This window comes from Pseudovibrio denitrificans JCM 12308 (assembly GCF_001310815.1).
Lineage (GTDB): Bacteria > Pseudomonadota > Alphaproteobacteria > Rhizobiales > Stappiaceae > Pseudovibrio > Pseudovibrio denitrificans.
This window is the reverse complement of the sequence record NZ_BAZK01000003.1, coordinates 274,207-300,738: the sequence shown is the minus strand read 5'-3', so window position 1 is coordinate 300,738 and position 26,532 is coordinate 274,207. Positions and strand designations below refer to the sequence as shown.

Here is a 26,532-nt window from a genome sequence, read left to right as displayed (position 1 = left end):
CCGCTTTTTTTATGAGGGTACCATTCCGCCCATAACATCAAAGATCATTTTGCAGATTTGCTCTGCTGCTTCCGCACGCAGGCTTTTCTGGAACTCGACAGCCTCGGCTGCTTTTCCCTCTTTGATGAACTTCAGTAGTTCCCAATGCTCCTGAGCAGAGTTTACAGGCGCGCCATGTGCCTTCAGGAGCATGTTTCGTGCACGCTGGGAGCGGTCCCATAGCTGCAGAAAAACCGTCTCCAAGTGCACATTGCCACTGAACTTGACGATGTCTTCGTGAAACTTTTTGTCCGCCGCTGCCCAGACGCTGAGGTCACCGCGTTCTAACGAAAGATCCATCAGTGTGACGGAGTCTTCCAGAGCGCGTGCCTCTTTTTCGTTGATCGGTTTTTCGGCGAGTTTTCGGATCGCGAGGCCTTCAACGACCTCAAGGATCTCGTAGATCTCCGAAATATCGCCAACCGTGATTGGCAGAACGCGCATGCCCTGACGGGGGCGCATTTCGACGAGCCCATCCTTCTGCAACATCAGCATGGCCTCCCGCACCGGGGTGCGGCTCATTTCCAACTGGGTAGCAGCTTCCTGTTCAAGCACCTGAGTGCCGGGGCCGAGCCGGTTCTCAAGAATAGCCTGCTTCAGTTTTCGATAGGCGATAGAGACGTTAGACGTGGACGAAGGCATTACCAAAATATGGGTTCGAGTAAAGATCGTTTTTCTCTACCATCCCCCCTTTGAATTGTCGATATTTCCGCTAAGTAATGGAAAATTGCATTGCACACATAATATCAATTTTATCTATAGAAACCATAGAGTTCCGTGATTCACTCTAATCAAAAGTGATTATTGCATATCGAGCGGGATCAACAGTTTATCCCTGCCAAACCGTGACTGCGTAATACACAAACAGATATCTGGCGATTTTGCCGATCGCGACCAGCACTAGAAAATTCATAAATTTCATGCGTAGCGTGCCAGCAATGACGGTGAGTGGATCACCAATAATCGGCACCCATGCGAGCAGCATTGAGGCCTGACCGTAGCGCTTAAACCAGCGCACTGCCTTCTTGTATTGATGCTCTTTGACTGGGAACCAGGAACGCTCTTTGTAATGCGACAGAAAGCGACCACAGTACCAATTGAAGACAGAGCCTGCCACATTGCCCAAGGATGCTGAGGCAATCAAGATCACCGGATCCCATCCTCCAGCCAACAACAGGCCACTGAGGGCAGCTTCTGAAGAGCCGGGAGCGAGCGTTGCAGCCAGAAAAGAGAATGCAAACAAGCCGCCATAAACACCCAGAGCCACCAACATCTTAAGAAAAACTCCAAATCACTTGAGTAGTAATATTTCACAGTGTATTGAGCGTGTCCCCCACGCAGGCTATGAAGGTGCTCAACTTTTACCTGAGCGCATTCTTGTTGTCTGGTTGCAGCCAATCAAACGAAGTGCGCAGCAGGAGCTCTATTCAAAGACAATCAGTTCGGAAATAAGGCATTCCGACTAGTTGCGGGGGAGAACATGGATAAGCAACAGAAAATAAGTGTTGTCGACATGCATACTGGTGGTGAGCCACTTCGTATTGTGACTGGCGGCTACCCAGAGATCCCCGGCGAGAGCATTCTGGCGAAGCGCAGATTTACCCGAGACAATCTAGATCATCTTCGCCATTTTCTGATGTTTGAGCCTCGCGGTCATTTTGACATGTATGGTGCGATCCTTGTTGAGCCTTCCCATCCGGACGCTCACTTTGGCGTGCTGTTCATGCACAACGAAGGCTACAGCACCATGTGTGGCCATGCAGTGATCGCTCTGGGTCGTTATGCGATCGATCATGGGCTGGTTGAGGCGAAGTCTCCTGTCACCGAAGTACGCATTGAATGCCCATGCGGTCTGGTGATCGCGTCCGTTGAAGTTGAGAATGGAGTGACGGGTGCAGTGTCCTTCCATTCTGTACCAGCATTCCTGCATTCAAGGGATGTAACCGTAGATGTGAAAGGGTTGGGCGAGCTGACTGTAGATGTCTCTTATGGCGGCGCGTTTTACGGGTTGGCACCGGCTTCCGCATTTGGGCTGGATGTTCAGAAATCACGAACAAGAGACCTTGTTGATGCGGCCAATGCGGTGAGCGACGCAATCCGCGCAGCTGTTACTCTTCAGCACCCTGATGATGCGGACCTTGCATTCCTCTATGGCACCATTCTGACTGATGGGAATGACGCTTACAGCGCTGACCCGACGGCCAACATTTGTGTGTTTGCTGATAGTCAGGTGGATCGCAGCCCGACAGGTTCTGGTGTGACAGCACGTTTGGCTGCGCAAGCTGCAAAGGGTCTGATCAGCAAAGGCCAAACCCGTCGGTTTGAAAGCCTGATCGCAACCAGCTTTGAAGGCACCTATTACGCAGATACCAAGTGCGGCCCACATGATGCCATCGTTGCTCAGGTGGCTGGTAAAGCGCATTACAGCGGTGAAGCGACCTTCTGGCGGGAAAATGATGACCCTGTTGGTAACGGCTTCCTGCTGAGATAACTCGCTGTAGTTTTTCAGGTTTCGACCGAGTTTCGAAAAATGGCGGGTTCCGGTTTCTCAGTTGAGAATGGAGCCCGTTGTTTTTTGCTGGAAATCGCATCAGGTTAAAGCTAGAAAATACAAAGAAATTCAAAAAGATAACCGAAACTTTTCGGTAGTAATCGGGGGTGGGCAGCGATGGTGGCTGATCCTAAGCGTTTTCTGAGTGACCTGTTCTATGCAGCCATTGAATCGGCGCAACCGGAAAAATGCATCCCTAACTTCTTGCCGGCTGATCCCAAAGGTCGTCTCATCGTTATTGGCGCAGGTAAAGCTCCGCAGCATGGCGCGTGCAGTGGAAGACAACTGGGACGGAGACCTCAGCGGACTTGTGATAACGCGCTACGGTTACAACGTTCCCTGCCAGTCCATCGAAATCATCGAAGCAGCCCATCCTGTGCCTGATCAATCTGGGCTGAATGGCGCAAAGCGTATGCTGGAGCTTGTCTCTGACCTCTCAGCTGACGATACCGTTCTTTGCCTCATTTCAGGTGGTGGTTCCTCCTTGTTGCCTCTGCCGCTTGATGGGCTTTCGCTTGAGGACAAGCAGTCCATCAACAAAGAGCTTTTACGGTGTGGAGCAACCATCAGCGAGATGAACTGCGTGCGCCGGCATCTTTCCCAGATCAAAGGGGGGCGTCTGGCTGCGGCATGTCATCCGGCTAAGGTCATCAACCTGCTGATCTCTGATGTACCCGGTGATGATCCAATCAACATTGCATCGGGGCCAACGGTGGCAGATCCAACGACTTGTGCGGATGCTTTGGCGATTGTGGAACGCTATAAGATCAAGCTGCCAGCCCGGGCGCTGGAAATCCTTGAAACGGGTGCTGGAGAAACACCGGATGCAGCTGATCCGCGCCTTGCCAATGTTGAAACACACATGATTGCAACGCCTCAGATTGCGTTGGAGGCAGCTGCTGCTCTCTCTGAAAAGCAAGGAGTTTCAACTTACATACTGGGCGACAGCATTGAAGGTGAAGCCTCTGATGTGGGTGTGGTGATGGCAGGCATTGCCAAGCAGGTCGCTGCTCGCGGACAGCCTTTCAAAGCGCCATGCCTGTTGCTTTCTGGTGGTGAGACAACGGTTACGATCAAGGGCAAAGGCCGAGGTGGGCGGAATGTGGAGTTCCTGCTGTCTTTGGCCGTTGCGCTGGATGGGCAGAAAGGCGTCTATGCGCTTGCCGGAGACACGGATGGTGTAGACGGGATTGAGGAGATTGCAGGAGCCTACTGTGATCCAACCACCTTGGAGCGTGCATGGGGAAAGGAGATCAATCCGAGACTTTCCCTTGCCAACAATGATGGACACGGGTTCTTTGAAGCCATTGGTGACAGCATCATTACCGGCCCTACTCTGACGAATGTAAACGACTTCCGCGCGATCTTTATTGATGCGGTTTAGGCCGTAGCGTTCATATTATCTCTCAGATCGTTCAGGCTTATGGACGAATGAGCTTAGTGCGCTCATAGTGAGAGAATGCTTGATACGCTTAGTGACATCCTCACCCGCCTTGATGTGAAAGGCACGCTCTATTTCCGCACCTCCTTTACGGTGCCGTGGGGCGTTGCTGTGCCTCCCTATGAGAATGTCGCGCGCTTTCACTTTGCACATCGCGGTGATTGCATGGTGCGCGTGAAGAAGACTGGCAAGAAAGTTTTGCTGGCTCAGGGCGACTTGCTGATTGTTCCCCATGGCGCTGCGCATGATATCTATTGCGGCCGCTCTGAAGAGGAAGTCATCCTGCCACTGGATCGCGTGCTGGAGCTTTCCGGATACAGCGGTGAAGGTGTTCTGGTTTATGGCGGAGAGCAGGATGAGCGGGAAACTCAGCTGATCTGCGGCCATATCTCACTTGCCAGAAATGCACGTCATCTGATCTTTGATCAGTTGCCGGATTACATCCACATTGCCAATTACGGAGAAGCTGCCGGACGGTGGATGGAAGCTACTCTGCGTTTGATTGGGGATGAGACCAACGGAACGCGGATGGGAGGTGATCTTATCGCGTTGAAGATGACGGAAGTTTTGTTTGCTCAGGCTCTGCGCAGCTTCATTGAGCAAGAAGGTGAGAAGCACATTGGTCTCGCAGGCTTTGCTGATCCGCAGCTCAGCAGAGCTTTGGCTGCCTTTCATAAATCACCTGCGCACGAGTGGAGTGTGGAGGGGCTTGCGCGAGAAGCTGGTCTTTCCAGAACCGGGTTTGCGACGCAATTTTCCAGCAAGATGGGGCTGACGCCGATGCAGTATCTGACCAGCTGGCGGATGCAGATTGCGCAGCAAGGCTTGGTGGATGATAACATGAGTGTTTCAGAAGTGGCTGCACTTGCCGGATATGCTTCTGAATCTGCCTTTACGCGGGTCTTCAAGAAAGAGGTAGGGTTAACACCAGCGGCGTATCGCGCTACTCATTGACCATATTCCGCTCAATTGTACTCATCATCGCTCCATTCTGAACGATCTGCATATTTCTTTGAACGACCTGAAATTGAGCAAAACGGGGGCTCCTCCTAATCTGACTGTGCCCAAAACGAAAGACCGACACAGTCAAAAAGGAACTCAGTCATGTCCCTCCGTTTCGTCACAAAAAGCATCCATGCTTATCTGGATTATCCTGTCGCCTTTGCCCTGACCGGACTGCCCTTCATTCTAGGGCTCGGTGCTACCAATCCGTTTGCGCTTTGGCTCTCCGTTGGAACTGGCGCTGCTGCGTTGATTTTAACGTTGCTAACGGATCACCAGTTCGGTGTGCTCCGTGTTCTGCCTTACAGCTTCCATCTGGCCGTTGATGGCGCGGTTGGTGCGCTCTTTCTGTTCGCACCTTTCCTCTTCGGCTTTACCGGATTGGATGCTGCCTACTACTGGGCAAATGGCATTGCGGTTGCGATTGTTGTGAGCCTGCACAAACCAGAGGCCGAGATGGCACCAGCATAACGCATGGCTTTACCTCACCTCCCTCTTCTAAAGAACCGCGGGCATCATTGTGAGCCTGCGGTTTTGTTATGTTTCAGGGGTTAGCAAGTGCAGGCTCTGAGTAGCCTTTCCAGAAGCTGTACTGCACAAAAAACAAGCTGCTGCGATAGATGAAGTCGGCGAAGATGACGCCTGCCAGACTGTAGTTCATCAAGACGCCGAAGACATAGGCAAGCGGCAGGAACACGAGCCATTGTGTGACGGCAGAAACCGTCCAGACACGGCCAAACAGCTGAGCGCCTTGGAGGACATAGTTTGCCACGGCCCCTGCGATGTTGAGTGGCAGGATCAGGCAGGAGAGCGTGAAAACCATGATGAGTTGCGGCTCATCCAAAGCTTCTCCCAGTAAGAGGATCAGGAGGTCCTCTGAAATCAACATAACGAGCAAGGCGTAGATCACGATTGGGTAGGCCGCGCCGGAGATCATCTTCATGCCGACCTGTTGTGCGCCGGATTGATCTTTAGCGCCGACGGCTTGGCCAACCTGACTGATCGCGACACTTCCCAAGGCATTAGCTGCGTAAATCGGGATGAGGGTTGCCTGCGTGATCACTTGATAAACGGCCAGAGCCAGCACACTCAGATGCCCGACGATCCAATAGCTCGTGAAGATCCCCAGAGCATAGATTGTGCATTGAGAGGCAGATAGGACTGCTTTGCCAATGATCTCCATAATCAAAGGGAACGACAGCGCCCCAACCTTAGTTTCTGGCGAGTGATCGCTTGCAGAGCCGCTAGCACATAAAACACTGAGGCCAGCGCAAATGCGATGAACGTGCCGAAACCAATGCCGGAAACGCCAAGGTTCGGAGCTCCAGCCCAACCGAATGCCAGCACGACAGTCGCAATTGCGTTCACCACCTGTGTTCCTATGCCGATGTAGGAGACAACCCATGCTTTGCCAACAGAGATAAGCAGGCCACGGCTGAACTACACACGTAGTAGAACGGTGTCGCATACAGGAGATACTCCAGATATTGCCTTGCAGTTGTGCGGACCGCTGCATCCGGGTTCATGAACATGAGGATGTCTTCAAGGAAATAGATCGAAGCTGTTGTCAAAATGAGCGCCAAGCTCACTCCCAGCACCAGACAAACAACAAACGCATCCAGCACTTCGTTGTTTTTTCGACTGGTCAGAAAACCTGCGGTGAAAGACTGGATGGCAATGGAGAAGCCGTTTGAAAATGAGAACAGCACAAAAAACATCATGCCACAGATACCCACTGCGGCGACGGCGGGAGCACCGAAGAAGCTGGAGACGTAGGTGTCTGTCCAGTTGGTGAACAAAGCGGCACTACCGGTGAGAAAGAGCGGTAAGGCCTTCAAATACATATGCTTGAACGAAATCATCGGTGCTGAAATGGCTGAGTAAAAACTGGTAGGACTTATTGAAGCTAGGCTTGGCAGCATACACCGTTCCCGCGAAAGCGATAGGTGAAAATAAGTAATTTAACCTAGATTTTGCTTCTCATTTTCCCACTGAAGCCCTTTTCTGCATTTTCTGAAAGTAACTGTTCCGATCAGCACAGTAGAGCATCTGTAGAAGTGTCACTCTCGTCTATATTGAGATCTTCATTCCAAGGTCTCTTCTACTCATGGTGAGGAGTATGCCATGACTGAGACGACTGCCTTTGACGAGTTGGTTCGGGCGTTTTCATCCAGTTTTGATCTGGACCTGCCAGAGCCGTGTAATGGTGCCTATTTCTTCTGCGTTGATGAGCGCAGCCATCTGATTTTATGCCAACATCATGCGGACTTCATCATGATGGCGCTGACAAGCGGCCTGCGCAAAGTTGATCTTTCTGCAGAACAGGCGCTGATGCTTTTGAAGAATAACGGCAACGCCTTTACCCAGCCGCACATTATCGCTTCGATTACCGGCCAGCGCGTTTCTCACTGGACTGAAGTGTCCGTTCATGGCGGTGTTGAACTTATGCGCACGGCATTTGATTTGCTTCTGGACGCAAATGCGCAGCTGGAACGTGCGCAGCCATCTGCCGAAGACGATGAGATCGACGAGATTCATGTTCCACTTCCAAAATTCGGGTCGGACATGGTGATCCTCGGATCGTGATCGCTCTGAAAAATCAATGGAATTTACTGTTTTGGTTTTGGTGCACTGGCACTCCTGATCAACTGGAGGCCAGCACCTGAAGTTTATGAGGTGTCCCATGGGCCGTTCTCCTATTCATTCAAAAGTTTCGCAGCCTCAGATCAATCCGGATCAACAAGGGGCAACACCTAAGAAAACAACCAGCTCTCATAAAGGGCACAAGCTGGGCCATGCCGAGCCAAAGAATGTGCATCGTCTGCTGGATCAACTGGATGAGCTGAACGGCACATCCACAAAGCACAGCCGTCCGGCCAAGGCGGGTGCAAGAGATCCGCAGTTGCGTCCGCTTGCCTACCACAAACACCATAAGCCAGAGAGTGAGCCTACCCACCCAACGGATGGCATGTCGCGCGCGCAGAAAAAGGCGCGGTATGAAGGATATCGGCTGCCTCAGGAAAAACTGACGGGGCATGGCACGACGTCTGCTCAGACAGGTGCTAAACCTACACCTACAAGGGCAGAATCCCCGCTCGCAACACATACCAGAACGCTTGATCAGATGACCTCTGATCCGGATTTGAGCGAATATGTGATTGTTGAAGCTTCGCAGCCAGAGAGCAACGGTACTTCCGCTGTCACTGGACCATCACAGATCAGCACTCCGCCACAGCAGAAAGCCGCGGAGCAGCCCTTTGCTCCACAACCGCGCAGTGAACCGCTGGAAGTGAAGCCGCATCCGGCCATGCTGGCTATGCAGGAGCTGGATCTGACTGTGAGCCCAGAACTGGAAGCGCAGTTCAACGCCTACCAGGAGAAGAAAACAGCTTTCATCAATGATCCGACTGGAACCGCTCATGAGGGTCCTGAGGCTGCGGCCTGGCAGCGCCGTATTCGCGGTTTGCTGGGCATGGAGCAGGACAAAGCTGACACGTTTTTGCGGATGCAATTCAGAAGTGGATTGGACAATGACGCTCGTGCATTGGCCAAGCAAATCTTTGAAGACGCTGCTCATGATCCGCGGTTTCTTGCCTTCCTGAAAATCGCGGCACTGGCAGCCCCTGAGGATTTATCCAGCAATCACAAAGAGCTGCTGGTTTTCCTGAGCCAAAACCTGAAGGCTTTGAACAAGGATGTTGTTGGTGATGCCAATGCTCTGATCCGTCAGAACGCATTTAGCAAAGGCGTGATCGAGGCAGTACAAAGTGCGCGCTCAAATGCTGTGACTGAACAGGATGTTCAGTATCTGGATAAGATGGAGAAGGAGGCCATTGCCTTCCGGCTCGCGACTTCTGAGCAAATGGCGCAGGCGTTAAACGCCAGTAATGATGCACTTGCGGCGATGAGCTTTGGCGATGCGATTTTTGCCAGCACAGCAAGCCTGTCGCATGAAAATGGCCGTGCCCAGTACGCTCTGGCCAGCTTGCAGGAGGTGGCTTCTCATCTGACAGAGCAGCATCTGGCCAAGCACAACAGCATCAGGAAAGCGGAGGCATGGATTGCCAAACAGCCATGGGCCTCCCTGATTTCGGTCTCTATCCGCAAAGACGGTGGCTACTACGACATCGACACAAATCTGCGTCATGATCCTGCTGCAAGAACAGTCGGCAATAGCACGTTTTACGACAACACCGATGTCGGGCCACAGGAAGGTTTGACCAAGAGCGCCCTGCGCGACAAGCCTCAATTGGTTCTGAATGGCTTGCGCTCCAAGGAGATGATGGAGGCATTGAAGCTGACGCCAACCGGCGAAGAAGGCGTTGATGATCTTGAGATTGTTGAGAAGCCAAGTGATCTGGCTTTGGCGTGGGGCAGCACTCTGGTTGCGGCCCAACAGCGGGGAGACGACATCTCCAAGATGCTGCCGGATTACTTCGTTCTGAAGCAGGTTCGTTATCACAAGATCGAGGGTTTCCTGATCGAGAACGACATGCTGGAGCCTGCATGGGTGGTTGAGTACAAGCCTGCCTCTCATACCCTCTCTGAGATCAGCAGAATGAGAGGTTTGCCGCAAGCAGCTGCTAAGAACCTGGCTGCGTTGACCATTAACATGAACGAGTTGAAGGCTAGTCAGACTGAGCAAACCGGCAAGCTCACTGAAATGAGAGAGCGGTTGGATACGTTCCTGAGCACTAAAGGCAATGGCTTGCTGATGAGCTTTGGCAAAGCCCACTTTGCTTTGGACAAGCTGATGGAGCACGTACGCGATGAAGTGCATGCACGGATTGGGAAATCTGGTGGTAGTCTGAGCAAAATCCAGAAATGGGTTTCAGAACAGCCATGGGCAGCTCTGTTTGATGTTTCTGTTACACGGCCTGAGGGTGGCAAGAAGAGTGAATATCTGATCTCAGTTAAGCAGAAGACAGACCCTGAGCCAGCCAAGCCAACCGCAACAACCATCGCTGTTGAAGATCCGGAAACTGAAGCAACAGTTCAGCAGCCTCATGATGAGTTCCCAGGTTTAACTGGTTCCCTGCGGGCCTTGCTGCTGCCAGAAAATCGGGGGAAGTTGATCCTGAAGCCAACGGGTGAGACCAGCTTGGGTAAGGAAATTGTCGAGAAACCAAGCAAGCTGGCCCGTACGTGGGGCGAGTTGCTGGCAAAAGACAGAGATGCTCAGGAAGAGCTGCCTGATTTTCTGGAGTTGCGTGAAGTTCAGTATCACAGCGAAACCAAAAACATCTTCAGGAAAGGTCATCTGAAGACCTGCTGGGTCTTAGAGTTCAAGCCTGATGCTCTGAATGCTGGTAAGAGCTAATGCTTGGGGAGTGCGGTTCTCTGACTGCACTCCCATATTCAATGGTTAGCGCTTGTAGATGATTGGGAACCAGTCCTCACGCAGGATCTGACCTGGCTTCATATCATGGCCCGGGAATGGTGGAGATGTCCGGCCCGGACGTTCGATGTAGCGCGCGTCGTCGCCTAATAGGCGCAGCGAGAACGCACGGCGGCGCTTGTCTGTGGTGTTTCCGCGGGCTCCATGCAGTGTGTAGTAGTTGAACGCAACAGCATCACCCGGTTCCATCTCCCATTCACGGATCGGCATGCCTTCTGCATCCGGGTCCGGGATTGGCATGTACTCATCGCTGTCACCGTAGAAGTTTTCTTCTGAGAGCCAACGGATTGGCAAGACAGGCTTTTCCCAGAGATGAGAGCCTGCAACGCTGCGCAAGGTGGCGTCGGTGACCGGATCCATTGGGGACCAGAAGCTGACGGTCTGCTGCCCCTCCACGAAGTAGTAGGGGCCATCCTGATGCCATGGTGTGGTTTTGGAGGTTCCCGGCTCTTTTACAAGCACGTGGTCGTGGAACATCTGGACTGTTTGGGATTGCATCAGGTCGGCGGCAACTTCTGCTGCTGGTGAGTTGTTCACCACCTCAACAAACTCTGGAATGCGCTGCCAGTTGCAGTAGTCATCGAAGAAGCGACCGCCCTCGCCTTCTTTCAGGTTTTCCGCTGCATACTCACCCGGCTCAGTCATATTTCGCTCGATACCAGCACGGATCAGATCGATGTGATCTTTGAAAAGGCCCTTGATCAGAACGACACCTTCGCGCTGATAGGTATCGATATGCTCCTGAGTGATAAGTGATGATGGCATGGTCCCGTCCAGTCTGTTAGCGAAGCCGACAGTCTGGACGAAGAGTTACTCAGGATAAATACAACTTATGCTAGGCGATCTGGAGATTTTCTCAGGCAACCGTTGCGAAGGGCTGGCCTACTTTGACCAGCGTTTCTTTGCCTGCCGCGCTGTTGGCGACGAGATCTTCGCTGAAGTTCACTTTACCCGGTTCAAACACGACAACTACGGTTGAGCCACCAAACTTGAAGTAGCCCTTCTCGTCCATTTTTTTGACGCAGCCTGAGGTTTTGGTGTTTACGATACTGCCGACACCAAACGCACCGACCTCCACGTAGCACATGGTGCCTGCAGCTTCGGTCTCAATGAGCGTGTAGCTGCGTTTGTTCTCACCAAACACGTCTGGTCCTGCGCCCAATGCGATAGGGTTTACGGAGTGATAGGCCCCTTGCAGATCTTTCGCATCTACGATCTCGCCAGCACATGGGAAGTGGTAGCGGTGATAGTCTGCAGGACACAAACGCACGATTGCCAGCGCGCCGCCGATGTAGCGCTCTGAGATACCCGGCAACATTTTGCGGATGGAGAATGGGTGACCTTTAACTGGCACGAAGGTGTCTTCATCCAGTTTTGGGAACACCAGTACGCGCCCATCTGCTGGACTGACGATGCTGTTTGCATCGCTGTCATACGGGCGGGCATCCTCTTTCAGGTGACGGATAAAGAATTCGTTGAAGGACGCAAAGCTTGCCTGCGGGTCTGCAAACTCAGCTGTATCAATGTTGAGCTCATCAATGGCGCTTTGGATTTTTCCGGTTGAGAGTGAGCTGTCGTAGTACCAGCCCATCGCCTTGCTGAGGGCCGCGGAGCGGAACAGCAGTTTTTCGATCAGGCTGGAGCTGGAATCCTGATAGGCCCAGCGGATCCACTTTTCTCCCAGAACCGTTTCTTCAAACTCTTTGCCGGTTTCACGGTCGATAACGATAATGGGTTGTTTCTCAGACATCTGGCAGCCTTACTCGCAAAATAACGAGGCTTTACTAGGTGAGATACCCAAAGAAGGCAAGTAACTCTCACTTTTATTTTAATGTCTGCGCGCAGGCACAAGTCTCTCTTCACCAGTTCTTTCAAATCCCGGCATGAACGCCTGAATCTACGTCATTTCCAGAGCATCCGAGACTAAATTACAGCCAGTCGATGTCATTCACTGCGGAGTTTCCGATGCCAGAAAACAAGCTCACACCTGAACAGCATCAATGGGCACAGAAGGTCTACCGGCACTTGCAGTGGAAGTTCCCGTTGGTGGAAGGCGACCCTCATGAAGACGATGAGCTTGAGGAAATTCCGCTGGATGATGTTGAGCTTAACACTTCTTCTCTAAGCAACACGGAAGATGCTGTCGAGAAGCCTGTTTCTGAACTGGAAGCCCGGAAGAAGGCACATGATGCGGAACTGAGTAGCCTCTATAAGCGCCTGAAGCGTATCAGAAAATCTATCGAGGTTGCGGGCAAGCGCAGCAAGGTGTTCACCGAAGAGGATGAAACTCAGGATCTGTTTGAAGCCGCCAAGGCGCTTGGTGAAGAGCAAATTGCGCTGGCAACTGAGGTTTCTGGCCAGAAAGATCAGGATGGTTTTCATGATCTTGGAGCTATCAAGGGCCATCTGGATAAAGCCGATCATTACCTCAAGACCATGCAAGCTGCCTATCAGAAAGGTCAGGGAACAGCTGTTGAAGAGCTGGAAGACCTGAAGAAAACCGCGGCACGATATCAGCAGCGTGTTGAAGAGTTCCATAAAGAACGCGCTCCTTTGACAAACTGGAGCGTTGATCTTTCCGCAGTCGATAGTGCCTACAGTGCAGCGCTGGACAACTTCACTGAGATGAACCGCGCTATTTCTGGCTACGTGGTGTCAGAAGTCAATCGCACGCTGGATGTGGCGAAAGAAAAGCTGGCGCAGCTGAAGGAAGCGACTGACAGTGCGAAGCGATATGCGGATGCGAGTGGCACCGAGCTGTTGCTCAAGGTTTCCATTGCAGAGCGTACCATCAAGGATCTGAGTGAGCAGAGCATTACGCTGGATGACACGCCTGATCAGTTGGGTGCATTCAACAAGGCCCATGATGAAGCTGTCGTTGAGGCCAAGAAGGCCAATGATGCTGTTCTTGGCAAGCGTGGCCGGGATTGTGAGGCCGCGCTGACGAAAGCGGACAAGTCCATCTCTCATATGCAGCAGATTTTGTTGCTGGCACGCACCGCCGCTGCGGAGAGCGAGTTTGCACCCTCTGACGATGTGGATGAGACTTTCCTTCAACAGCTTGCTGATGATGTTTCAACGCAGGAGAAAATCGTCGATGAGCTCAACGGCCAGCGTGATCTGGTCAAGAACCACGGCATCAACTACCCCTCCTTTGAAGCGGCTTACCAGTCTGCGCAGACGGCGATCCTTGGAGCGCAAGCGGCTCTGTTGGCGCGGAACGGATTTTCGGCACAGGCCAGCATTCATGATGTGCGTGACGCTGCTGAGGACATGAAGGATTACATTGCGGAGGCAGAAAGTGCGCTTGAGGTTCTTGCTGAGCAAATTCGGGATCTGCGAAGAGCACTGGAACCGTTGGCTGACAAGCGCAAGGACTTTGAAAAGTATGCGCAGGCTGATGAGAAGTTTGGCGGGAAACAACTTGGCCGGTTTGATGCGGTATGCGCAGAAGTATCGGCACTGATTGATTATGCTGAAGTGTGCATGCAAGGCCAGCGCGTTGAGGAAGCGGATCAGCCGTTGGCAACTCCCGCAATGGTTTGAAGAGACTGGAGAAGGAGGCGAAGAGCCTGCTCTGGATGCCTCAGGTCAGCAGTGCGGCGACGGAAGACGAAGCGCGTGAGATGCTGGAAAAGGCTATTGCGCGTGTGCGGGCTGATGTTCAGGACTACGATAAGATGCGTAGCGTCTTCAGGGACAATGAAGAGCTCAAGATCTACGCGCACCTTTTTGACAAGGCTGCTGATTATGTTTCTCAGGCAGAAGATCAGCTGGCGAGAAAGCGGTTTGCGAATGCAGAGGATGCACTGGACAATGCGCGTGTAACACTCGATTCCATGGAAATCGCCTATGAGCGCGGGGCTGATACGGCTGCAAAGGTGGAAGGGTTCCTTGCTGATGTTGAAGCTGCCAAAGACCGGATTAGTACGGTTTATGATCAAGGCATGGCGCTGCAAAATCCGGATCATAAAAATGACTTCCTCAGTTACAACAGCATCGCCACAGACTTCGCCTTTCAGGTAGAAGGGCTGATTGCAGACGGCAGAGTAAAGGATGCTCGTGCGATCCTGAGCAACCTGAAGGTTGCGCTTGCCAATCTGGAACGGTGCGTCACTCAAAAGCCGCCAAAGAAAAAGAAGGCAAAAGCTGAACTCAAAGCCACTGAGGCGCCAGTTCAGGAGCAAGAGATACAAGCGGAGGCTGTTGATCCTAAAGCGGCTGAGCAAAAGGAGTTGGGGCAGCAACTGGATCAGATCCGAAATGCGATCAACACGATCTTCAGTCAGGCCCGGCCACATTGCGTCGACGAGTATGTGAAAGATCTGGAGGAAGCCTACGCCTCAGCGATGCAGCAGCAGGAAGAGGCAAGTGCTGCTCTGACAGCAGGTGATCTGGACGGGGCTCGCAAGGCGGCTTCATCAGCCAAGCAGGTTCTGAGTGTCATGCAGACCATTCAGGACAACAGCCGGCAGATCCTGACCTCTCTGCTGAATGGCCTCTCCGAGGGAGCGACTTACTACGATACGCTGATTTCCGGCATCTATCAGAAACGGGCTGAGTTTGATGACTGGAGTGTGGATCTGGCGCAGTTTGATAGTGCTCACAACACAGCGCAAGAGACGCTGCGCAATCTGCATAAAGCCATCAAGGATCAGATCGCGGAGCACGCCAAGACCCTGCTCGATAAGCTGGAGGATGATAAGCAGGCTTTGGAAGAAGCCTATGCTGAGACCTGCGAAAATCGAGATATGTTGCGATCTGATCTGATCATTCAGGTTTCTGACAAGCAGACCAAGCTCTCACAGCTGTTTGCCCAGCAATACCGTTTTGATGGAAATGAGGCTTTGCTTGAGCGCTTTGCCAAGCAACACGCTATGGCGCTCGTTTGCGCTCAGGTGATGCTGGACAATCTGAAGGCCGAGAATGGCAAGGAAGTTGAGAACCAGTTCGCCAAGTTTGATGAGTGCGTGGCAGCTCTGGAAGAGATGCTCAAAGAGGCTCCGCTGCCTTCTGCTGAGAACCAGACACCCGAGATTGATGAGGATGAGAGCATTGCGATTGGCATTGAGCAAACCTATCGGCAGCTCAAATCCTTCGGAAAACGCAAAGATCTCTTCAAAAACAAAGAGGACCTTGCTGAGTACAACAGCCTCGTCAAAGAGGTTGAAACCTATCTGCAAGATGCGGAAGCTCAGTTGGGTGGGCGAGACGCCAAGAGTGCCTTTGATAAGGTGGAGGCAGCCATGGAGAATGTGCGGGCTGCCTTTGAGCGAGGCCAACGCACTGCTGCAACGCTTGAGGCCTATCAGATCAAGGTTGAGGAGCTGGCAGACACCATCAACCAACTCTTTGGTCAGCGCAGTGTCATTCAGGACGATGATGACATGGCTATCTTCGTCGATCACAACGAGACTGCCAGCGAGGCTGCTTACAAGATTGAGAGCTTCCTGAAAAACGGAAAGATCACCGAAGCTGAGGTTCAGTTCGGCTTCCTGCGCAGCCTGATTGCCAGCATGGAGCGGCTCCTCAAGCAACAAGTCACCAAACAACGCAAAGGCATGTTCCGGCAACGGCGGGGGGCTATACGCCGCGGTAAGAAGAAATAGTTCTTCTAGCCCAAGATTTCAGCGGTATTTCAAGTGGTGCTGGAAGCGGTGTTTGAAGACGTTTGGAAACCATTGTCTGCAATTCTGGCCCGACGCTCTTGCATTTTAATTCGGGATTGGAACGCAGAATGAGACGCTATTTCACGACAGGCCTGTGCCTGATTGCCATTGCTGGTTTGGCGGGATGTCAGACAACGACGCCTGGTCAGGGTCGCCTGGGTGGTAAAGACGTTCAGTTTGAAGTGACCGAAAACTTCTTTGGCGGTGGTGGCGCAGCGACGACTGCCACTCTGCCTGATGGCGAAGTGTTTACGGGTAAGCTCGTTACAGCGAAGAGCGAGACCACCAACGTTGGAGAGAGCGACTTCGGCGGCTTTGATGATTTTGACGACTTCGATGATTTTGACGGGTTTGATGACGGGCCGTTCCTAGTCTCGACCTTCTCGACCACTTACAGCCCTTATGCGCGTGGCGTGCTGTTCAGTGCCAAGCGCAGCATGCGCTGTGTCGTGACGCTTTCCAATCCTGCCGGTGGCTTCTCTGACGGTGGTGTCGGGCAGTGTAAGCTTTCCAATGGCGGCACGTTCCCAGTGGAGTTCTAGAGAGCGAAATCTTTTCGTTACTGTGCTTTTTGTGATTGCTGGTCTCATAGCCCCTGACCTACAGCCGGTTCAGGGGCTTTTGGCTGTGGTGATTGTGGTGCTTGAACTCATTTTCTGACAGCCGAACCCGACATTCAATTATTCGGGATTGGTGAATTACAATGAAGACTATTCTAAAAATCGGTGTGTGCGTTGCTGCATTTTCAGCTTTGGTGGGCTGTCAGTCGACCACTACAGGGCAAGGCCGTGTTGTCAGCAAGGATGGCAAGAACTCCCAGAGCGTGACGTTTCAGGTGACCGAAGAGTTTCTCGACAATGGCGCAGCCTCTGTTGTGGCAACACTTTCCAGCGGTGAGTTCTTCACCGGTAAGCTGGTGACTGAGAAGAAGCAGACCGAGAGCGTTGAAGACGGCTTCTTCTACGAAGATGACGATGATGACTTCTTCACCTCCAGCTCTTCCACCACCTACAGCTCCAAAGCCAAAGGTGTACTGTTCAGCGCTGCTCGTTCCATGCAGTGCCAGATCACCCTAAGCAACCCAAGCCTTGGGTTTGCGGATGGCGGCGTAGGTCAGTGTAAGATTTCTACTGGCGAAACTGTGCCGGTCCAGTTCTAAGTTCTGAGAATTTTGTCCTGAGAGGCTTCTTGTCTCTCAGGTTTCATCCCACTTTTCCGGCATGCCTTTGCCGTTGTTCCACCAGCGGTTTGGGTTGGTGCTGTTGGGGTTGTAGGCGGCGCGGCTGGCCCAGTCTTCGCGGAGGAAGATGACGGGTTCTTCGTAGTGGTGGACGTGGAGGATAGCATCCATGACCTTTTCGAGGACGTGCAGGTTACGTTCGATCGAGATTTTGAGCTCCACCATGGGGTAGGTCTCCGTCATTCCAGCCTTAAAACCATCTACGTGAGTTGTGGTGGTGGAGTTTGGTTCTGGCTGAGAGGTTTCCTTGCCGGTTGCGGAGATGCTTGCGTTGCGCTGGTAGCGGCCAAAGCTGAGCGGATGCACTTGCATGACGGCGTCCAGTATGCGGTCCGTATCTTCCGGCAGTGTTTGGATTTCGATTGTCCAGACCGGTTCAAAACGGCCTGATTTGGCCTTGTATTCAGATAGATCGCTCATCATCCCCTCCCCTCATTGTTGTCCTGCGTTTTGCCGCGAAAGGTGCCGTAGAGCCCTACGATGCCGACTGCGCTAATCAGCAAGCCGGCGATGACGTTGAACAGGGTGCCATCATAAAACGCAGTGTAGGCGAAGTAAGCGCCATAGCCGCTGATGAAGCAGGTGATCAGAACGTACAGGACTTTGCGGAAATTGCGCATGAAGCAGCCTCGCTCGCTGGCAGGAACCTGAGGGAGCCTAACAGATTCCCTCGTGTTTGCATCCACGAGTGATCAGAGTGCTGCCTCCGAAAGTGTCGCTTTTTTTCAATACGCGCGGGCTGCGGCTGGTTAGGTTTCTTCTCACGAAAACAGGAGAGATTCCATGCACTTGAAATACGTCATCATGTACGTTGAGAACCCACGCGAAACCATCGACTTTTATTGCAAAGCCTTTGATGTGGAGCCCGGTCTGATCACCGAAGAAGGTGATTATGGCGAGGTGAAAACTGGCGAGACGACGCTGTCGTTCTCCTCTTTCAAGCTGATGGAAAGCCTTGGCAAAAACCCTTCGCATGCAGATGCGAGCAATCCGTGCTTTGAGGTTGCTTTCCAGACTGAGGATGTAGCTGGCGGCCTTGCAAAAGCGTTGGCTGCGGGAGCTGAGCTTGTGCAGGAGGTGAAGGAAGAGCCGTGGGGGCAAACGACCTCCTACGTGAAGGACATGAACGGGTTCCTGATCGAGATATGTTCGCCGGTGACGGCTCCGGCTTAAAATTAGCCAAAGGCGACGGATTGGGCCTGTTGTTTGAAGCTTGTGTTTGCAGCGAATTGCATGGGCGAGACGCCAAACCAGCGTTGGAACTCGCGGCTCATGTGCGCCTGATCAGAGAAGCCGTTGACGAGGGCGAAGTCGGCCCAGTTTTCGACGGTATCAACGCGTCGGGCAGCTTTGCGGATGCGAGCAAGCTGGCGCCAGTAGACTGGTGAACGGTTGGTGTGGCGCGCCAAGGTGCGCTGCAATGTTTTGAGCGTCACCCCCAACGCTCCTGCGGAGGCGGCAATGGACACTTGCTCCTCCGCAATACAGCCCAGCGCTTCAGACACGCGCGTATTGAGACGGGTGTGATCCGCAAGCAGCTGATAGATGGTTGCTTCATCCCATGACCCCAGCCCCTTCAGCGCTGCGAGCAATGCTGGCTCATTGACCTGCGCGCCCGGCTTGAGGCGAAACCCGATCATGCGGTTTACAGTGATGCGATCGGTTTGGTGGGGTTCGTCAAACAGCTCAGAGACCTGCCAGGCAGGGCGATTGCCGTCCACTTCGGTGACAATCAGATCCCGGCAGCCATCTGGCAGGATTGGACCGGAGACGCCCAGCTGACCAGCATGATGCCAGACCTGAGCGAGCGTTTCAGGCAAAGACGTGCTGGTTTGATTTTGCTGCACACCTTCCCTCCCTTGTTCGCTTCGTGGTCCGCCTTCAGCAATTTGCCATCAGATCAACGGGGGAGCAAACAGATTTGCTCCCAAAACTTGATCTCTTTGGCTCTATGCTTATCCCTCCTTAGTGGCGATGAAAACATCACGTTTCGGAAACTGTCTGACAGCTCTGGATTGCTGATTGAAGTGCGCTGTCAGCAGGTAATCCGGATTGCTGGCAAGCCATTCTGACAGGTCGATGGCCTGATACTCACCGGTGTTAAAGGCAATCAGAATGCGCGCCTTTTCTGTTCCTGTGTTTTCAATGGAGTGGCCGTAGCCTTGCGGGATATAGCCGACATCTCCTTTACTCAGAGTTTCAATGGCATAGCGGCCTTTGGCACCGAACATGGTGACGCTGATGCTGCCTTCCATCACATACTGCCATTCATCCGCATTGGGGTGCCAGTGAAGTTCTCTTAGCGCACCTGGATCAAGCTCCAAAACAAGGCCGGTGATGGTTGTTGCAATGGGGAACTCATTCTGGCTGACACGCCATATACGTCCACCCTTGCGCGTTACCTTGGGCTCTTGTTTCAGGAGGCTGTATTTGTGCGTTTCCGGAGTGGGATTGAACTCCCCCTGATGCGGAAGTGTTGGTTGCTCCGGAGGGATGACGCCGTTGACAAAGTAGGCTTCTGATTTGGGGAAGTTGTCGAACGCGCTTTCTGGCATCCCAAGGTTCTTGGCCAGCAGGCTCTTCGGTGTGTGGCCCAACCAGTCGGTGATACTGAAGGTGCCGAACTCGGAGAAGTAGCCGTTATCAAAGATCAGAATGAAGTGGCAGGGTTCATCGCCCAAGCATTGGATGGAGTGCCCGTGGCCTCTTGGAAAGTACCAGACGTCACCGGGTTCAAAATCATCCGTTGCGGATTGACCGTTGGGATTGATGACTGTGGTTCGGCAGCGGCCATCCATGACGAAGGCCCACTCTGCGGCTGTTGCGTGCCAGTGCAGTTCGCGGGCGACACCCGGTTCCAGCTTCATGGACACACCGGCAATGCCAGTTGAGATGGGGAACTGTTCTACAGTGGCCTCTTTGCCAAAGCTGCCGCCATCGACGCGTCCGGTGGTTTTCTCCAGCTCAAACTTGAATCTCGGGAGTTCTTTGTTTGCCAGGTCTGGTTCGGGAACGTTGTTCCAGAATGGTCCTGATGGATACTCAGCTGCGGAGGCTCGTGTTGCCACCGCTCCGCCAACACCTGCTGCCATGGCAGCTTTGAAAAAGTCCCGTCTTGATGCGCCTGACATGATGCCTCCCTACGATCAGGAAATGCAGCGCGCACATATTATCACGGTGTGGTTCGTGGGCAATGGTGAGATGGTAGGGCATCTCACAGGCAAGGCGAAATGCTGGCGTTAGTGTTAATCAGTCGTGCCCAGCCAAAGATTACGGATTTTCATTTGAATGCCGCTTGTATTGCGAGGAAAATAGACCTTGTAGGGCAACCACTTGCTGCGCCCTTCTGATTTCCTGATGCCTATTGCAAAGATTGGATCGCTCATGTCTGTCGATGTTACTCAGCAATACAAGACCAGCTCAAATCTTAGAACCCGCGCAAACCTGCACCGGCGTTATGCCAATAAAAACTGGTTTGAGTGGGCTTACAAACACATGGGCTTTCGCGAAAACAGCAAGATCGCAGACATCGGGTGTGGCACGGGCTGGTTCTGGACTGCCAATCAGCATGTGTTGCCAAATGGGCTAGATGTTTCGCTGCTCGATCAATCCGCGCAGATGGTGGCTGAGGCCAAAGGAACGCTGGAAGCGCTTTCTGCCGTGCAGCGTGTTTCCGGTTATGTTGAAAAGGCTGAGGCAATCCCGTTTGAGGATGCTTCCTGCGATATGGTGATGGCGATGCACATGGTCTACCACCTGTCGGATCCCGATAAAGCCATGGATGAGATGCAGCGTATTCTGAAACCAGATGGGCGGCTTGTCATCTCGCTTAACAGCACATCCAACCTGAAGCAGATTTATGAGATCAACAGCCGCGTGTTTGATGTGGCTCCAGTTGACCCTTCCACTGTGATAGCACCACCTGCTGACGTTGCAGGCCAGCTGCAGCAGCGTTTCAACTCAATCACTCTGCTGACCTATAAAGACATCTACGAGATTGATGACGCTGAGACCGTGTTCGCAACCCTGACCTCCTACCCTCCCGGCAATGAGGCGACGGAAGCTCAGCAAACGCAGTTGCGTGCTGAGATCAGCAAATCTCTGGAAGAGCACCACGGCGTTATGAGCTCACCGCATGAGGTATTGTTGCTTGTGGCACAGGAGCCAAAGGCGGTTTGATTACCGCTCTTCTTCATCGGAGAGGTAGCGTTGCAGCTTGTCTTTGTTGGCGACTTTGAGTTCGCGGCCTCGTTTTTCCACGAGGCCCAGCTCGATCAGTTGGCTGACAGCACGGCGGTAGACGCGTTCTGAGCAACCGAAGCGTTCTGCTTCCCGGAAAACACGTTCAAACTGGATTGGCGGCTTGTTGCCCAGCTCGCGGAGCATCAGGTCTTTGGCGATGTTGTAGGCCAGCGGGTACATGAAGTGCGATGTGACCCGATCCATCACGCCCTGATAGGTGTCTGCCAGACATTGGCTTAGCCAGATGCCCACATGCGGGTGCTGAACCAATAATGCTTCCAGTTCAGCAATCGGGATCACTCGAACACTGACCGGACCATCGCAGCGGATATCGAACTGGATTGGCTTGCCGGTGAGGAACTCAATCTCGCCGTAGAGGCGATCTTCTATATTGAAGCGGCCATGACTGAAGCGCCGACCGTTGGCTGCGGTGTAACTGACCGTGCAATATCCGTCGTCTATCCAATAGAGGTGCTCAAGGGTCTGGCCTTGCCGGAGGAGGTATTCTCCCGGCTCCATATGGCGTAAAAGGAACGGGCCAGATTTGATCCATTCCAAGACTTCCTTATGTCCAATTTCAGCGAGCGATTTAATTGTCATTTTTGCATTATTTAATTCAGAGATGCGGACAATTGTCCTGTTTTTGAATCGGAGATATTTCTACCTTTCTCCTTGCAAGCTGCATAGGAGAATCTTGATGACACCGCATATCAACGCCCAGACTGGAGACTTTGCTGAAACAGTCCTCATGCCGGGTGATCCGCTTCGCGCAAAGTATATTGCAGAAACCTATCTGGAAAATGTACGCGAAGTTACTAACGTGCGTAACGTGCTTGGTTTTACTGGTGAATACAAGGGTAAACCACTTTCCGTTATGGCGCATGGTATGGGTATGCCATCCATCTCGATCTATGCACATGAGCTGATCAACTTTTACGGCGTCAAGCAGCTTATCCGGGTTGGCAGCTGCGGTGGTGTTGATGAAGAGCTGAAACTGCGCGATCTGATCGTTGCGACCAGCGCCAGCACCAACTCCGCGATGATCCGTGATCGCTTTGCAGGCTATGACTATGCTGCTGCACCGGACTTTGAACTGCTGAAGGCCTGTTCTGAAGCTGCGAAAGAGCTCGACCTCTCGCCGCGCTTCGGCAACATTCTCTCTGGTGACCTGTTCTACGGTTCCAATCCAGCTCTGCTGCCAGCCATGCAGAAAATGGGCGTTCTGGCAGTGGAAATGGAAGCTGCGGCCCTGTTTGCGATTGCTGCGGAGTTCCGCGTGAAAGCGCTGTGCGTGCTGACCGTTTCTGATCACCTGATCACTGCAGAAGAGACTTCCTCTGAAGAACGCCAGACCAGCTTCAACCAGATGATGGAGCTTGCTCTGGAAACTGCTTATGCAACAACACCTGAAATGGCTGACGCATAATGAATATGGAACTTGTAGGCTATCTGGCCTCAATCACCGTGATGACTTCCCTCCTGATGGGCAACGTCCTGTGGCTTCGTGTGATCAACATGATCGGTTGTATCCTGTTCACCATCTATGGTGTTGCAGTTGATGCTTACCCGGTTGTTTTGCTCAACGGCATGTGCGTGTTCATCAACATTTACCACTTGGCAAAATTGAGAAAGCAACAACAACAAGCACTTACGCCAGCAGAAGCGTAAGGCACTCGCCCCCATCAAGCCAAGGTATTTGTAAACTCAAGAGCCCTGAGCGTCCTCCAAGACGCGCTCAGGGCTCTTTTTCTTTTTATCAGGCCAGTTCCGGCTGCAGCAGCTTGCATTTTCAGCAGGCGCCGCTCTCTAGGCCACTTTCAGCTGCGAAAACGCGGTATAGCAGGGTGACATTTTCGGCTGAGGCTGCTTTGCCGAAGGTGAGCTGCGGGTTTCCAGCTTCATCTGAGGCCAGCTTGTAGAGCACTAAATATCGTGCTTCGAGAAAGCTTAGAAATGCCTCGGCGGTGTCATTTTCAGCAAATGTAAGCTGTATTCCCCGATGTGGGTGTGACGTCACCTTTGGTTCCACAGATGCCAAGATTGAAGTTTGATCGTCTAACACAAACTCTGTCTCCGTCATTGCGCCACTTTCAGATCAACTGACAGCCAGACCTGGTCCCAGCGGTTTAGTCTTTCTTCGGGAGAGAGTGAGGCTGGGGAGACTGTTTGTGCGGGGGGCAAGACTGGGTAGTCTTGGAGGAGTGGGGCGCGGACGGCGCCTTTGAGTTGGTTGTTTATCTGACAGGTGACGGCAATCAGATCATTGCAAGCCGGGCAGAACAGGATGGTTGCCTGTTGGCTTCCCTGCTTTTCTTCAGTCAGCGGCTGCGAAGCTTCGATGAGAAGCTCCCCTTTGGGGTGAGACAGGTAGATGCCATCATGTTGGGTGCAATAGTCGCAAGAGCATCGGCGAGGTGTGTACTCGCTGAGCGGCTTATGCAGTTTCAGCTTCACGTGTGTTCCACCGCAGGAACATTCGCCGTGGCTTATCTCATGCATTGCAATGCTTCCTTGCTCGTTCTTCCGTCCCAAGAAGGTATCGTTCTGCCCGCACTCATTGAAGTTTATTTTCATTATGGTCTATTATTCACTTCATGAATTTAAGCAGCATGGATCTCAACCTGCTTCTGGTGTTTGAAGCGGTTTACTCGGAACGCAATCTGACACGGGCAAGCAAGCGGTTGAACCTGACGCAGCCTGCTGTCAGCAATGCGCTGCGTCGTTTGCGGGATACTTTTCAGGATCCTCTTTTCATCCGCACTGCGGACGGCATGGTGCCGACAGATCTGGCGGAGCAGTTGGCTGGTCGTGTTCTGGACGCACTGGAAATGCTGCGCAGTTTTGAAAGCCGCGAGAGCTTTGATCCCGCAGGACTTACGCGGGATTTTCGCATCTCCATCAGCGACTATAACGGCATGCTGGTTTTGCCGCGACTTCTGAAGGCATTGGCTGAGCAGGCACCAGGGGTCAGCATCACCACTTCGCAAATACAACGTGCGCATGTGAGTGAGCACCTCAGTACAGGGCAGGTCGATCTGGTTCTTGCCCCAAAGCAAGATGTCGCCAACCTTTCCTATGAACCTCTCTACGCCGACGATTATGTGGGCGTGGCTTCGGCACATTACGGGCCTGAGGGTGGCCAGATGTCATTGGAGGAGTACTGCCAGCGAGAGCACCTGCTGTTTTCGCTGGAGGGGTATGGCAGAAGCACTGTGGATGTTGCTTTGTCCAAACTTGGTAAGAAGCGCAAGGTGGTTTTGCGCAGCTCTCACGTGCACACGATACCCCACGTTCTTGAAGGGTCAGCGTTCATTGCAACCCTGCCCCGCCTCATAACGCTGGACTACCTGAAGCGGTTTGAACTCACCAGCTTTGGCTTGCCATTTGAACTTCAAGGGCATGAAGTCGGATTGCACTGGCATGCAAGGCAGCATCACGACCCGGCTCATGAATGGCTGCGCGGGTTGATCAAGGAGCTGTTTGCTCACTAGCGGCTTGAGCCTCAAGGATGTGCTTGTAGTAGATTTCGCCTCGTTCAGCGGCGAACATGTCGACGATGAGGCCTTGCGTGGCGAGCATCAGCAGGGTCACACCGATGGCATTGGCGTGGGCATTGCTGAACAGGAAGAACAAGGCGAGACCGCCCAGAGCAAATGCAATCGCGAGAGGGTATGTGATGCGAAAGATCTTCTCAAATCCTTCCACACGCTGTTTTTCTTCAGCGACGAAGCCAGCAGGGTCTTCGTGGTACTGCTCTGCGAACGTAGTCATGCGCTGGGTGTTGTTGACCACGCCAAAGACACCTGTTGTGAAGCCAATGGTGCCCAACACGATGAGCGGGATCATCATAGCCTTGGCGCTTGGTGTGGAGCCAAACCAGCCGAAAGCGATGCCGGAGAGCAAGATGACCAAGCCTGCAGTGCCAAAGATCGACGCTTCCAGAATTTCGCCTTTGCACCATTGCAGCGTGTAGTGAATGAAGTCCATCTGGCCCTCGCATTTTCGTTGCGGCACCACTTAAGTGAACATCGTTCTTTTGTCAATTACGGGTTAACTCGCAGTCCTGATGCTTTTGGTTATGTAGTCCATGAAGACTTTGATCTTGGGCGAGATGAGTTCCCGTTTCAGATAAATAGCGTAGGTGGATGTCTGCTGGCCGTGGGGGCTGAAGGTCAGGTCTGGCAGCACCTGAACCAACTCCCCTGTCGCCAGTTCCCGGCGTACGGCCCAGTGTGGAATGAGGGCAAGCCTCCGTGGTTCAGGATCAACTGCTTTTGTCCGTTGACGCTGTTTGTTTCCAGAGTGTCGCTTAAGGTAAGTCTCTCAATTTTATCTGAGATTTGGAACCAGTTGGCCCAACCTGCATAGCCGTATTTAATCGCACGATGTTCGGTCAGATCCTGCGGAGTTTCGGGAGTTCCTGCCTGTTTCAGATAGGTTGGGCTGGCGCAGATGATGAAGTTGTTTGGCAAAAGATGGCGGGCAATGAGAGAGGAATCTGCCAGAGTTCCACTGCGGATTGCCACATCAACGCCCTCCTCAATCAGGTCCACGACCCGCTCTGTCAGTTCAACCTTGATCTTCAGTTTCGGATACTCCGACATAAAGGCCGGAACCAGCGGCAAGACAACGGTTTCGCCAAAGCCGACGGTGGAGCTGATGGTGAGCGTGCCTTGAGGCTCCTGCTGCAAGTCACTGATTGCGCGTTTGGCTTCATCAAGGTCTGAGAGGATCTGCCGGGAGTAGCTGTAAAACCGCAGGCCTGCCTCGGTGGGAGAGACCTTTCTTGTATTTCGGTTGAGGAGACGCACGCCGAGTTCTTCTTCAAGGCTGGCTATCTGACGGGAGATGGAGGATGGCTGCAAATCAAAGCGGCGGCTGGCTTCCGTGATGCTTTGCTCTTCCATGACGGCGTTAAAGTAGGCAATCCGCTTCATCATGGTGGCTCCC

Annotated in this window: 30 protein-coding genes and 2 pseudogenes; 16 read left to right on the top strand and 16 right to left on the bottom strand. The window is 52.8% G+C overall.

Going from position 1 to position 26,532, the window contains the following annotated elements; translation table 11 throughout:
• Positions 1-9: 9 nt before the first annotated feature.
• A complete protein-coding gene (locus tag JCM12308_RS04995) occupies positions 10-681 on the bottom strand; it encodes a GntR family transcriptional regulator (RefSeq protein WP_008548542.1) in 672 nt (223 codons plus the stop codon).
• 187 nt (positions 682-868) lie between these two features.
• The gene (locus tag JCM12308_RS04990; protein WP_054783022.1) at positions 869-1,312 is read right to left on the bottom strand and encodes a YqaA family protein; all 444 of its coding nucleotides are present in this window, start codon (positions 1,310-1,312) and stop codon (positions 869-871) included.
• A gap of 207 nt (positions 1,313-1,519) precedes the next feature.
• On the opposite strand from JCM12308_RS04990, the gene JCM12308_RS04985 reads away from it, so the two are divergent.
• The 4 genes and pseudogenes from JCM12308_RS04985 to JCM12308_RS04970 all read left to right on the top strand — a co-directional run bounded on the left by JCM12308_RS04985 (position 1,520) and on the right by JCM12308_RS04970 (position 5,504).
• Positions 1,520-2,530, top strand: coding sequence for a proline racemase family protein (locus tag JCM12308_RS04985; RefSeq protein WP_054783021.1), 1,011 nt, complete (start codon positions 1,520-1,522; stop codon positions 2,528-2,530).
• Between the two features lie 177 nt (positions 2,531-2,707).
• Positions 2,708-3,974: pseudogene (locus JCM12308_RS04980) on the top strand (glycerate kinase type-2 family protein).
• Positions 3,975-4,049: 75 nt separating this feature from the next.
• On the top strand, positions 4,050-4,985 hold the full coding sequence (locus JCM12308_RS04975) for an AraC family transcriptional regulator (RefSeq protein WP_054783020.1): 936 nt from the start codon (positions 4,050-4,052) through the stop codon (positions 4,983-4,985).
• A 150-nt stretch (positions 4,986-5,135) separates the two neighbouring features.
• On the top strand, positions 5,136-5,504 hold the full coding sequence (locus JCM12308_RS04970) for a hypothetical protein (protein WP_054783019.1): 369 nt from the start codon (positions 5,136-5,138) through the stop codon (positions 5,502-5,504).
• Between the two features lie 73 nt (positions 5,505-5,577).
• Here the strand turns inward: JCM12308_RS04970 and JCM12308_RS29055 are convergent, their stop codons facing one another.
• Genes JCM12308_RS29055 through JCM12308_RS29045 form a run of 3 tightly spaced genes read right to left on the bottom strand, consistent with a single transcriptional unit; the run spans position 5,578 to position 6,871 of the window.
• Positions 5,578-6,216 carry an MATE family efflux transporter gene (locus tag JCM12308_RS29055; RefSeq protein WP_054783018.1) on the bottom strand — a complete coding sequence of 213 codons (639 nt, stop codon included), beginning with the start codon at positions 6,214-6,216 and terminating at the stop codon, positions 5,578-5,580.
• 2 nt (positions 6,217-6,218) lie between these two features.
• A complete protein-coding gene (locus JCM12308_RS29050; RefSeq protein WP_208978263.1) occupies positions 6,219-6,404 on the bottom strand; it encodes a hypothetical protein in 186 nt (61 codons plus the stop codon).
• An 8-nt stretch (positions 6,405-6,412) separates the two neighbouring features.
• Positions 6,413-6,871, bottom strand: a complete 459-nt coding sequence (locus JCM12308_RS29045) for an MATE family efflux transporter (RefSeq protein WP_208978262.1) — start codon at positions 6,869-6,871, stop codon at positions 6,413-6,415.
• Positions 6,872-7,157: 286 nt separating this feature from the next.
• Between JCM12308_RS29045 and JCM12308_RS04950 the strand changes: the two genes are divergently transcribed.
• Positions 7,158-7,619 (top strand): type III secretion system chaperone family protein, encoded by a 462-nt coding sequence (locus JCM12308_RS04950; protein ID WP_054783015.1) that lies wholly within the window; start codon positions 7,158-7,160, stop codon positions 7,617-7,619.
• Between the two features lie 97 nt (positions 7,620-7,716).
• On the top strand, positions 7,717-10,353 hold the full coding sequence (locus tag JCM12308_RS04945; RefSeq protein WP_054783014.1) for a hypothetical protein: 2,637 nt from the start codon (positions 7,717-7,719) through the stop codon (positions 10,351-10,353).
• 45 nt (positions 10,354-10,398) lie between these two features.
• Here JCM12308_RS04945 and JCM12308_RS04940 read toward each other — a convergent pair whose 3' ends face one another.
• Together JCM12308_RS04940 and asd are read right to left on the bottom strand one after the other, a co-directional pair.
• On the bottom strand, positions 10,399-11,196 hold the full coding sequence (locus JCM12308_RS04940) for a phytanoyl-CoA dioxygenase family protein (RefSeq protein ID WP_054783013.1): 798 nt from the start codon (positions 11,194-11,196) through the stop codon (positions 10,399-10,401).
• Positions 11,197-11,287: 91 nt separating this feature from the next.
• Positions 11,288-12,181, bottom strand: coding sequence for an archaetidylserine decarboxylase (gene asd, locus JCM12308_RS04935; protein WP_054783012.1), 894 nt, complete (start codon positions 12,179-12,181; stop codon positions 11,288-11,290).
• Positions 12,182-12,372: 191 nt separating this feature from the next.
• On the opposite strand from asd, the gene JCM12308_RS29040 reads away from it, so the two are divergent.
• The 4 genes from JCM12308_RS29040 (at position 12,373) to JCM12308_RS04920 (ending at position 17,259) form a co-directional block, all read left to right on the top strand.
• Positions 12,373-13,977 (top strand): hypothetical protein, encoded by a 1,605-nt coding sequence (locus JCM12308_RS29040; RefSeq protein ID WP_208978261.1) that lies wholly within the window; start codon positions 12,373-12,375, stop codon positions 13,975-13,977.
• Positions 13,974-16,040, top strand: coding sequence for a coiled-coil domain-containing protein (locus JCM12308_RS29035; RefSeq protein ID WP_208978260.1), 2,067 nt, complete (start codon positions 13,974-13,976; stop codon positions 16,038-16,040). Before JCM12308_RS29040 ends, JCM12308_RS29035 begins: the two co-directional genes overlap by 4 nt.
• A gap of 128 nt (positions 16,041-16,168) precedes the next feature.
• Positions 16,169-16,642, top strand: coding sequence for a hypothetical protein (locus JCM12308_RS04925; RefSeq protein WP_014283656.1), 474 nt, complete (start codon positions 16,169-16,171; stop codon positions 16,640-16,642).
• A 161-nt stretch (positions 16,643-16,803) separates the two neighbouring features.
• Entirely contained in the window at positions 16,804-17,259 is a 456-nt protein-coding gene (locus JCM12308_RS04920; RefSeq protein WP_014283655.1) for a hypothetical protein, read from the top strand.
• Positions 17,260-17,295: 36 nt separating this feature from the next.
• Here the strand turns inward: JCM12308_RS04920 and JCM12308_RS04915 are convergent, their stop codons facing one another.
• Together JCM12308_RS04915 and JCM12308_RS04910 are read right to left on the bottom strand one after the other, a co-directional pair.
• Positions 17,296-17,760 carry a hypothetical protein gene (locus JCM12308_RS04915; protein WP_208978259.1) on the bottom strand — a complete coding sequence of 155 codons (465 nt, stop codon included), beginning with the start codon at positions 17,758-17,760 and terminating at the stop codon, positions 17,296-17,298.
• A complete protein-coding gene (locus tag JCM12308_RS04910) occupies positions 17,760-17,960 on the bottom strand; it encodes a hypothetical protein (protein ID WP_008548251.1) in 201 nt (66 codons plus the stop codon). The genes JCM12308_RS04915 and JCM12308_RS04910 overlap by 1 nt, the downstream gene beginning before the upstream one ends.
• 163 nt (positions 17,961-18,123) lie before the next feature.
• Here JCM12308_RS04910 and JCM12308_RS04905 point away from each other — a divergent pair, with 163 nt between their 5' ends.
• Complete coding sequence (locus JCM12308_RS04905; protein WP_054783010.1) at positions 18,124-18,513, top strand: VOC family protein; 390 nt, start codon at positions 18,124-18,126, stop codon at positions 18,511-18,513.
• A 2-nt stretch (positions 18,514-18,515) separates the two neighbouring features.
• On the opposite strand, the gene JCM12308_RS04900 is transcribed toward JCM12308_RS04905, so the two are convergent.
• A complete protein-coding gene (locus tag JCM12308_RS04900; protein ID WP_054783009.1) occupies positions 18,516-19,187 on the bottom strand; it encodes a helix-turn-helix domain-containing protein in 672 nt (223 codons plus the stop codon).
• 108 nt (positions 19,188-19,295) lie between these two features.
• Positions 19,296-20,432 (bottom strand): cupin domain-containing protein, encoded by a 1,137-nt coding sequence (locus tag JCM12308_RS04895; RefSeq protein ID WP_054783008.1) that lies wholly within the window; start codon positions 20,430-20,432, stop codon positions 19,296-19,298.
• Here JCM12308_RS04895 and JCM12308_RS28200 point away from each other — a divergent pair.
• Positions 20,431-20,583: a hypothetical protein gene (locus JCM12308_RS28200; RefSeq protein WP_014283649.1), complete on the top strand. Its 153-nt coding sequence runs from the start codon at positions 20,431-20,433 to the stop codon at positions 20,581-20,583. The two genes, JCM12308_RS04895 and JCM12308_RS28200, sit on opposite strands and share 2 nt — an antisense overlap.
• Before the next feature lie 114 nt (positions 20,584-20,697).
• Entirely contained in the window at positions 20,698-21,519 is an 822-nt protein-coding gene (locus tag JCM12308_RS04890; protein WP_208608935.1) for a class I SAM-dependent methyltransferase, read from the top strand.
• On the opposite strand, the gene JCM12308_RS04885 is transcribed toward JCM12308_RS04890, so the two are convergent.
• Positions 21,520-22,182, bottom strand: coding sequence for a Crp/Fnr family transcriptional regulator (locus tag JCM12308_RS04885; RefSeq protein ID WP_014283647.1), 663 nt, complete (start codon positions 22,180-22,182; stop codon positions 21,520-21,522). It abuts the gene before it with no gap.
• 97 nt (positions 22,183-22,279) lie between these two features.
• Here JCM12308_RS04885 and deoD point away from each other — a divergent pair, with 97 nt between their 5' ends.
• Positions 22,280-23,008 carry a purine-nucleoside phosphorylase gene (gene deoD, locus JCM12308_RS04880; RefSeq protein WP_008548225.1) on the top strand — a complete coding sequence of 243 codons (729 nt, stop codon included), beginning with the start codon at positions 22,280-22,282 and terminating at the stop codon, positions 23,006-23,008.
• On the top strand, positions 23,008-23,250 hold the full coding sequence (locus tag JCM12308_RS04875) for a YgjV family protein (protein ID WP_008548770.1): 243 nt from the start codon (positions 23,008-23,010) through the stop codon (positions 23,248-23,250). The genes deoD and JCM12308_RS04875 overlap by 1 nt, the downstream gene beginning before the upstream one ends.
• Before the next feature lie 121 nt (positions 23,251-23,371).
• Here the strand turns inward: JCM12308_RS04875 and JCM12308_RS04870 are convergent, their stop codons facing one another.
• Positions 23,372-23,662: a hypothetical protein gene (locus JCM12308_RS04870; RefSeq protein WP_054783006.1), complete on the bottom strand. Its 291-nt coding sequence runs from the start codon at positions 23,660-23,662 to the stop codon at positions 23,372-23,374.
• Positions 23,659-24,081 (bottom strand): GFA family protein, encoded by a 423-nt coding sequence (locus JCM12308_RS27680; RefSeq protein WP_083416930.1) that lies wholly within the window; start codon positions 24,079-24,081, stop codon positions 23,659-23,661. The genes JCM12308_RS04870 and JCM12308_RS27680 overlap by 4 nt, the downstream gene beginning before the upstream one ends.
• A 95-nt stretch (positions 24,082-24,176) precedes the next feature.
• Here JCM12308_RS27680 and JCM12308_RS04860 point away from each other — a divergent pair, with 95 nt between their 5' ends.
• Positions 24,177-25,073: a LysR family transcriptional regulator gene (locus JCM12308_RS04860; protein WP_208978258.1), complete on the top strand. Its 897-nt coding sequence runs from the start codon at positions 24,177-24,179 to the stop codon at positions 25,071-25,073.
• Here JCM12308_RS04860 and JCM12308_RS04855 read toward each other — a convergent pair.
• Positions 25,051-25,569, bottom strand: coding sequence for a hypothetical protein (locus JCM12308_RS04855; protein WP_054783004.1), 519 nt, complete (start codon positions 25,567-25,569; stop codon positions 25,051-25,053). The two genes, JCM12308_RS04860 and JCM12308_RS04855, sit on opposite strands and share 23 nt — an antisense overlap.
• Before the next feature lie 63 nt (positions 25,570-25,632).
• Positions 25,633-26,489: pseudogene (locus JCM12308_RS04850) on the bottom strand (LysR family transcriptional regulator).
• Positions 26,490-26,532: the final 43 nt, after the last annotated feature.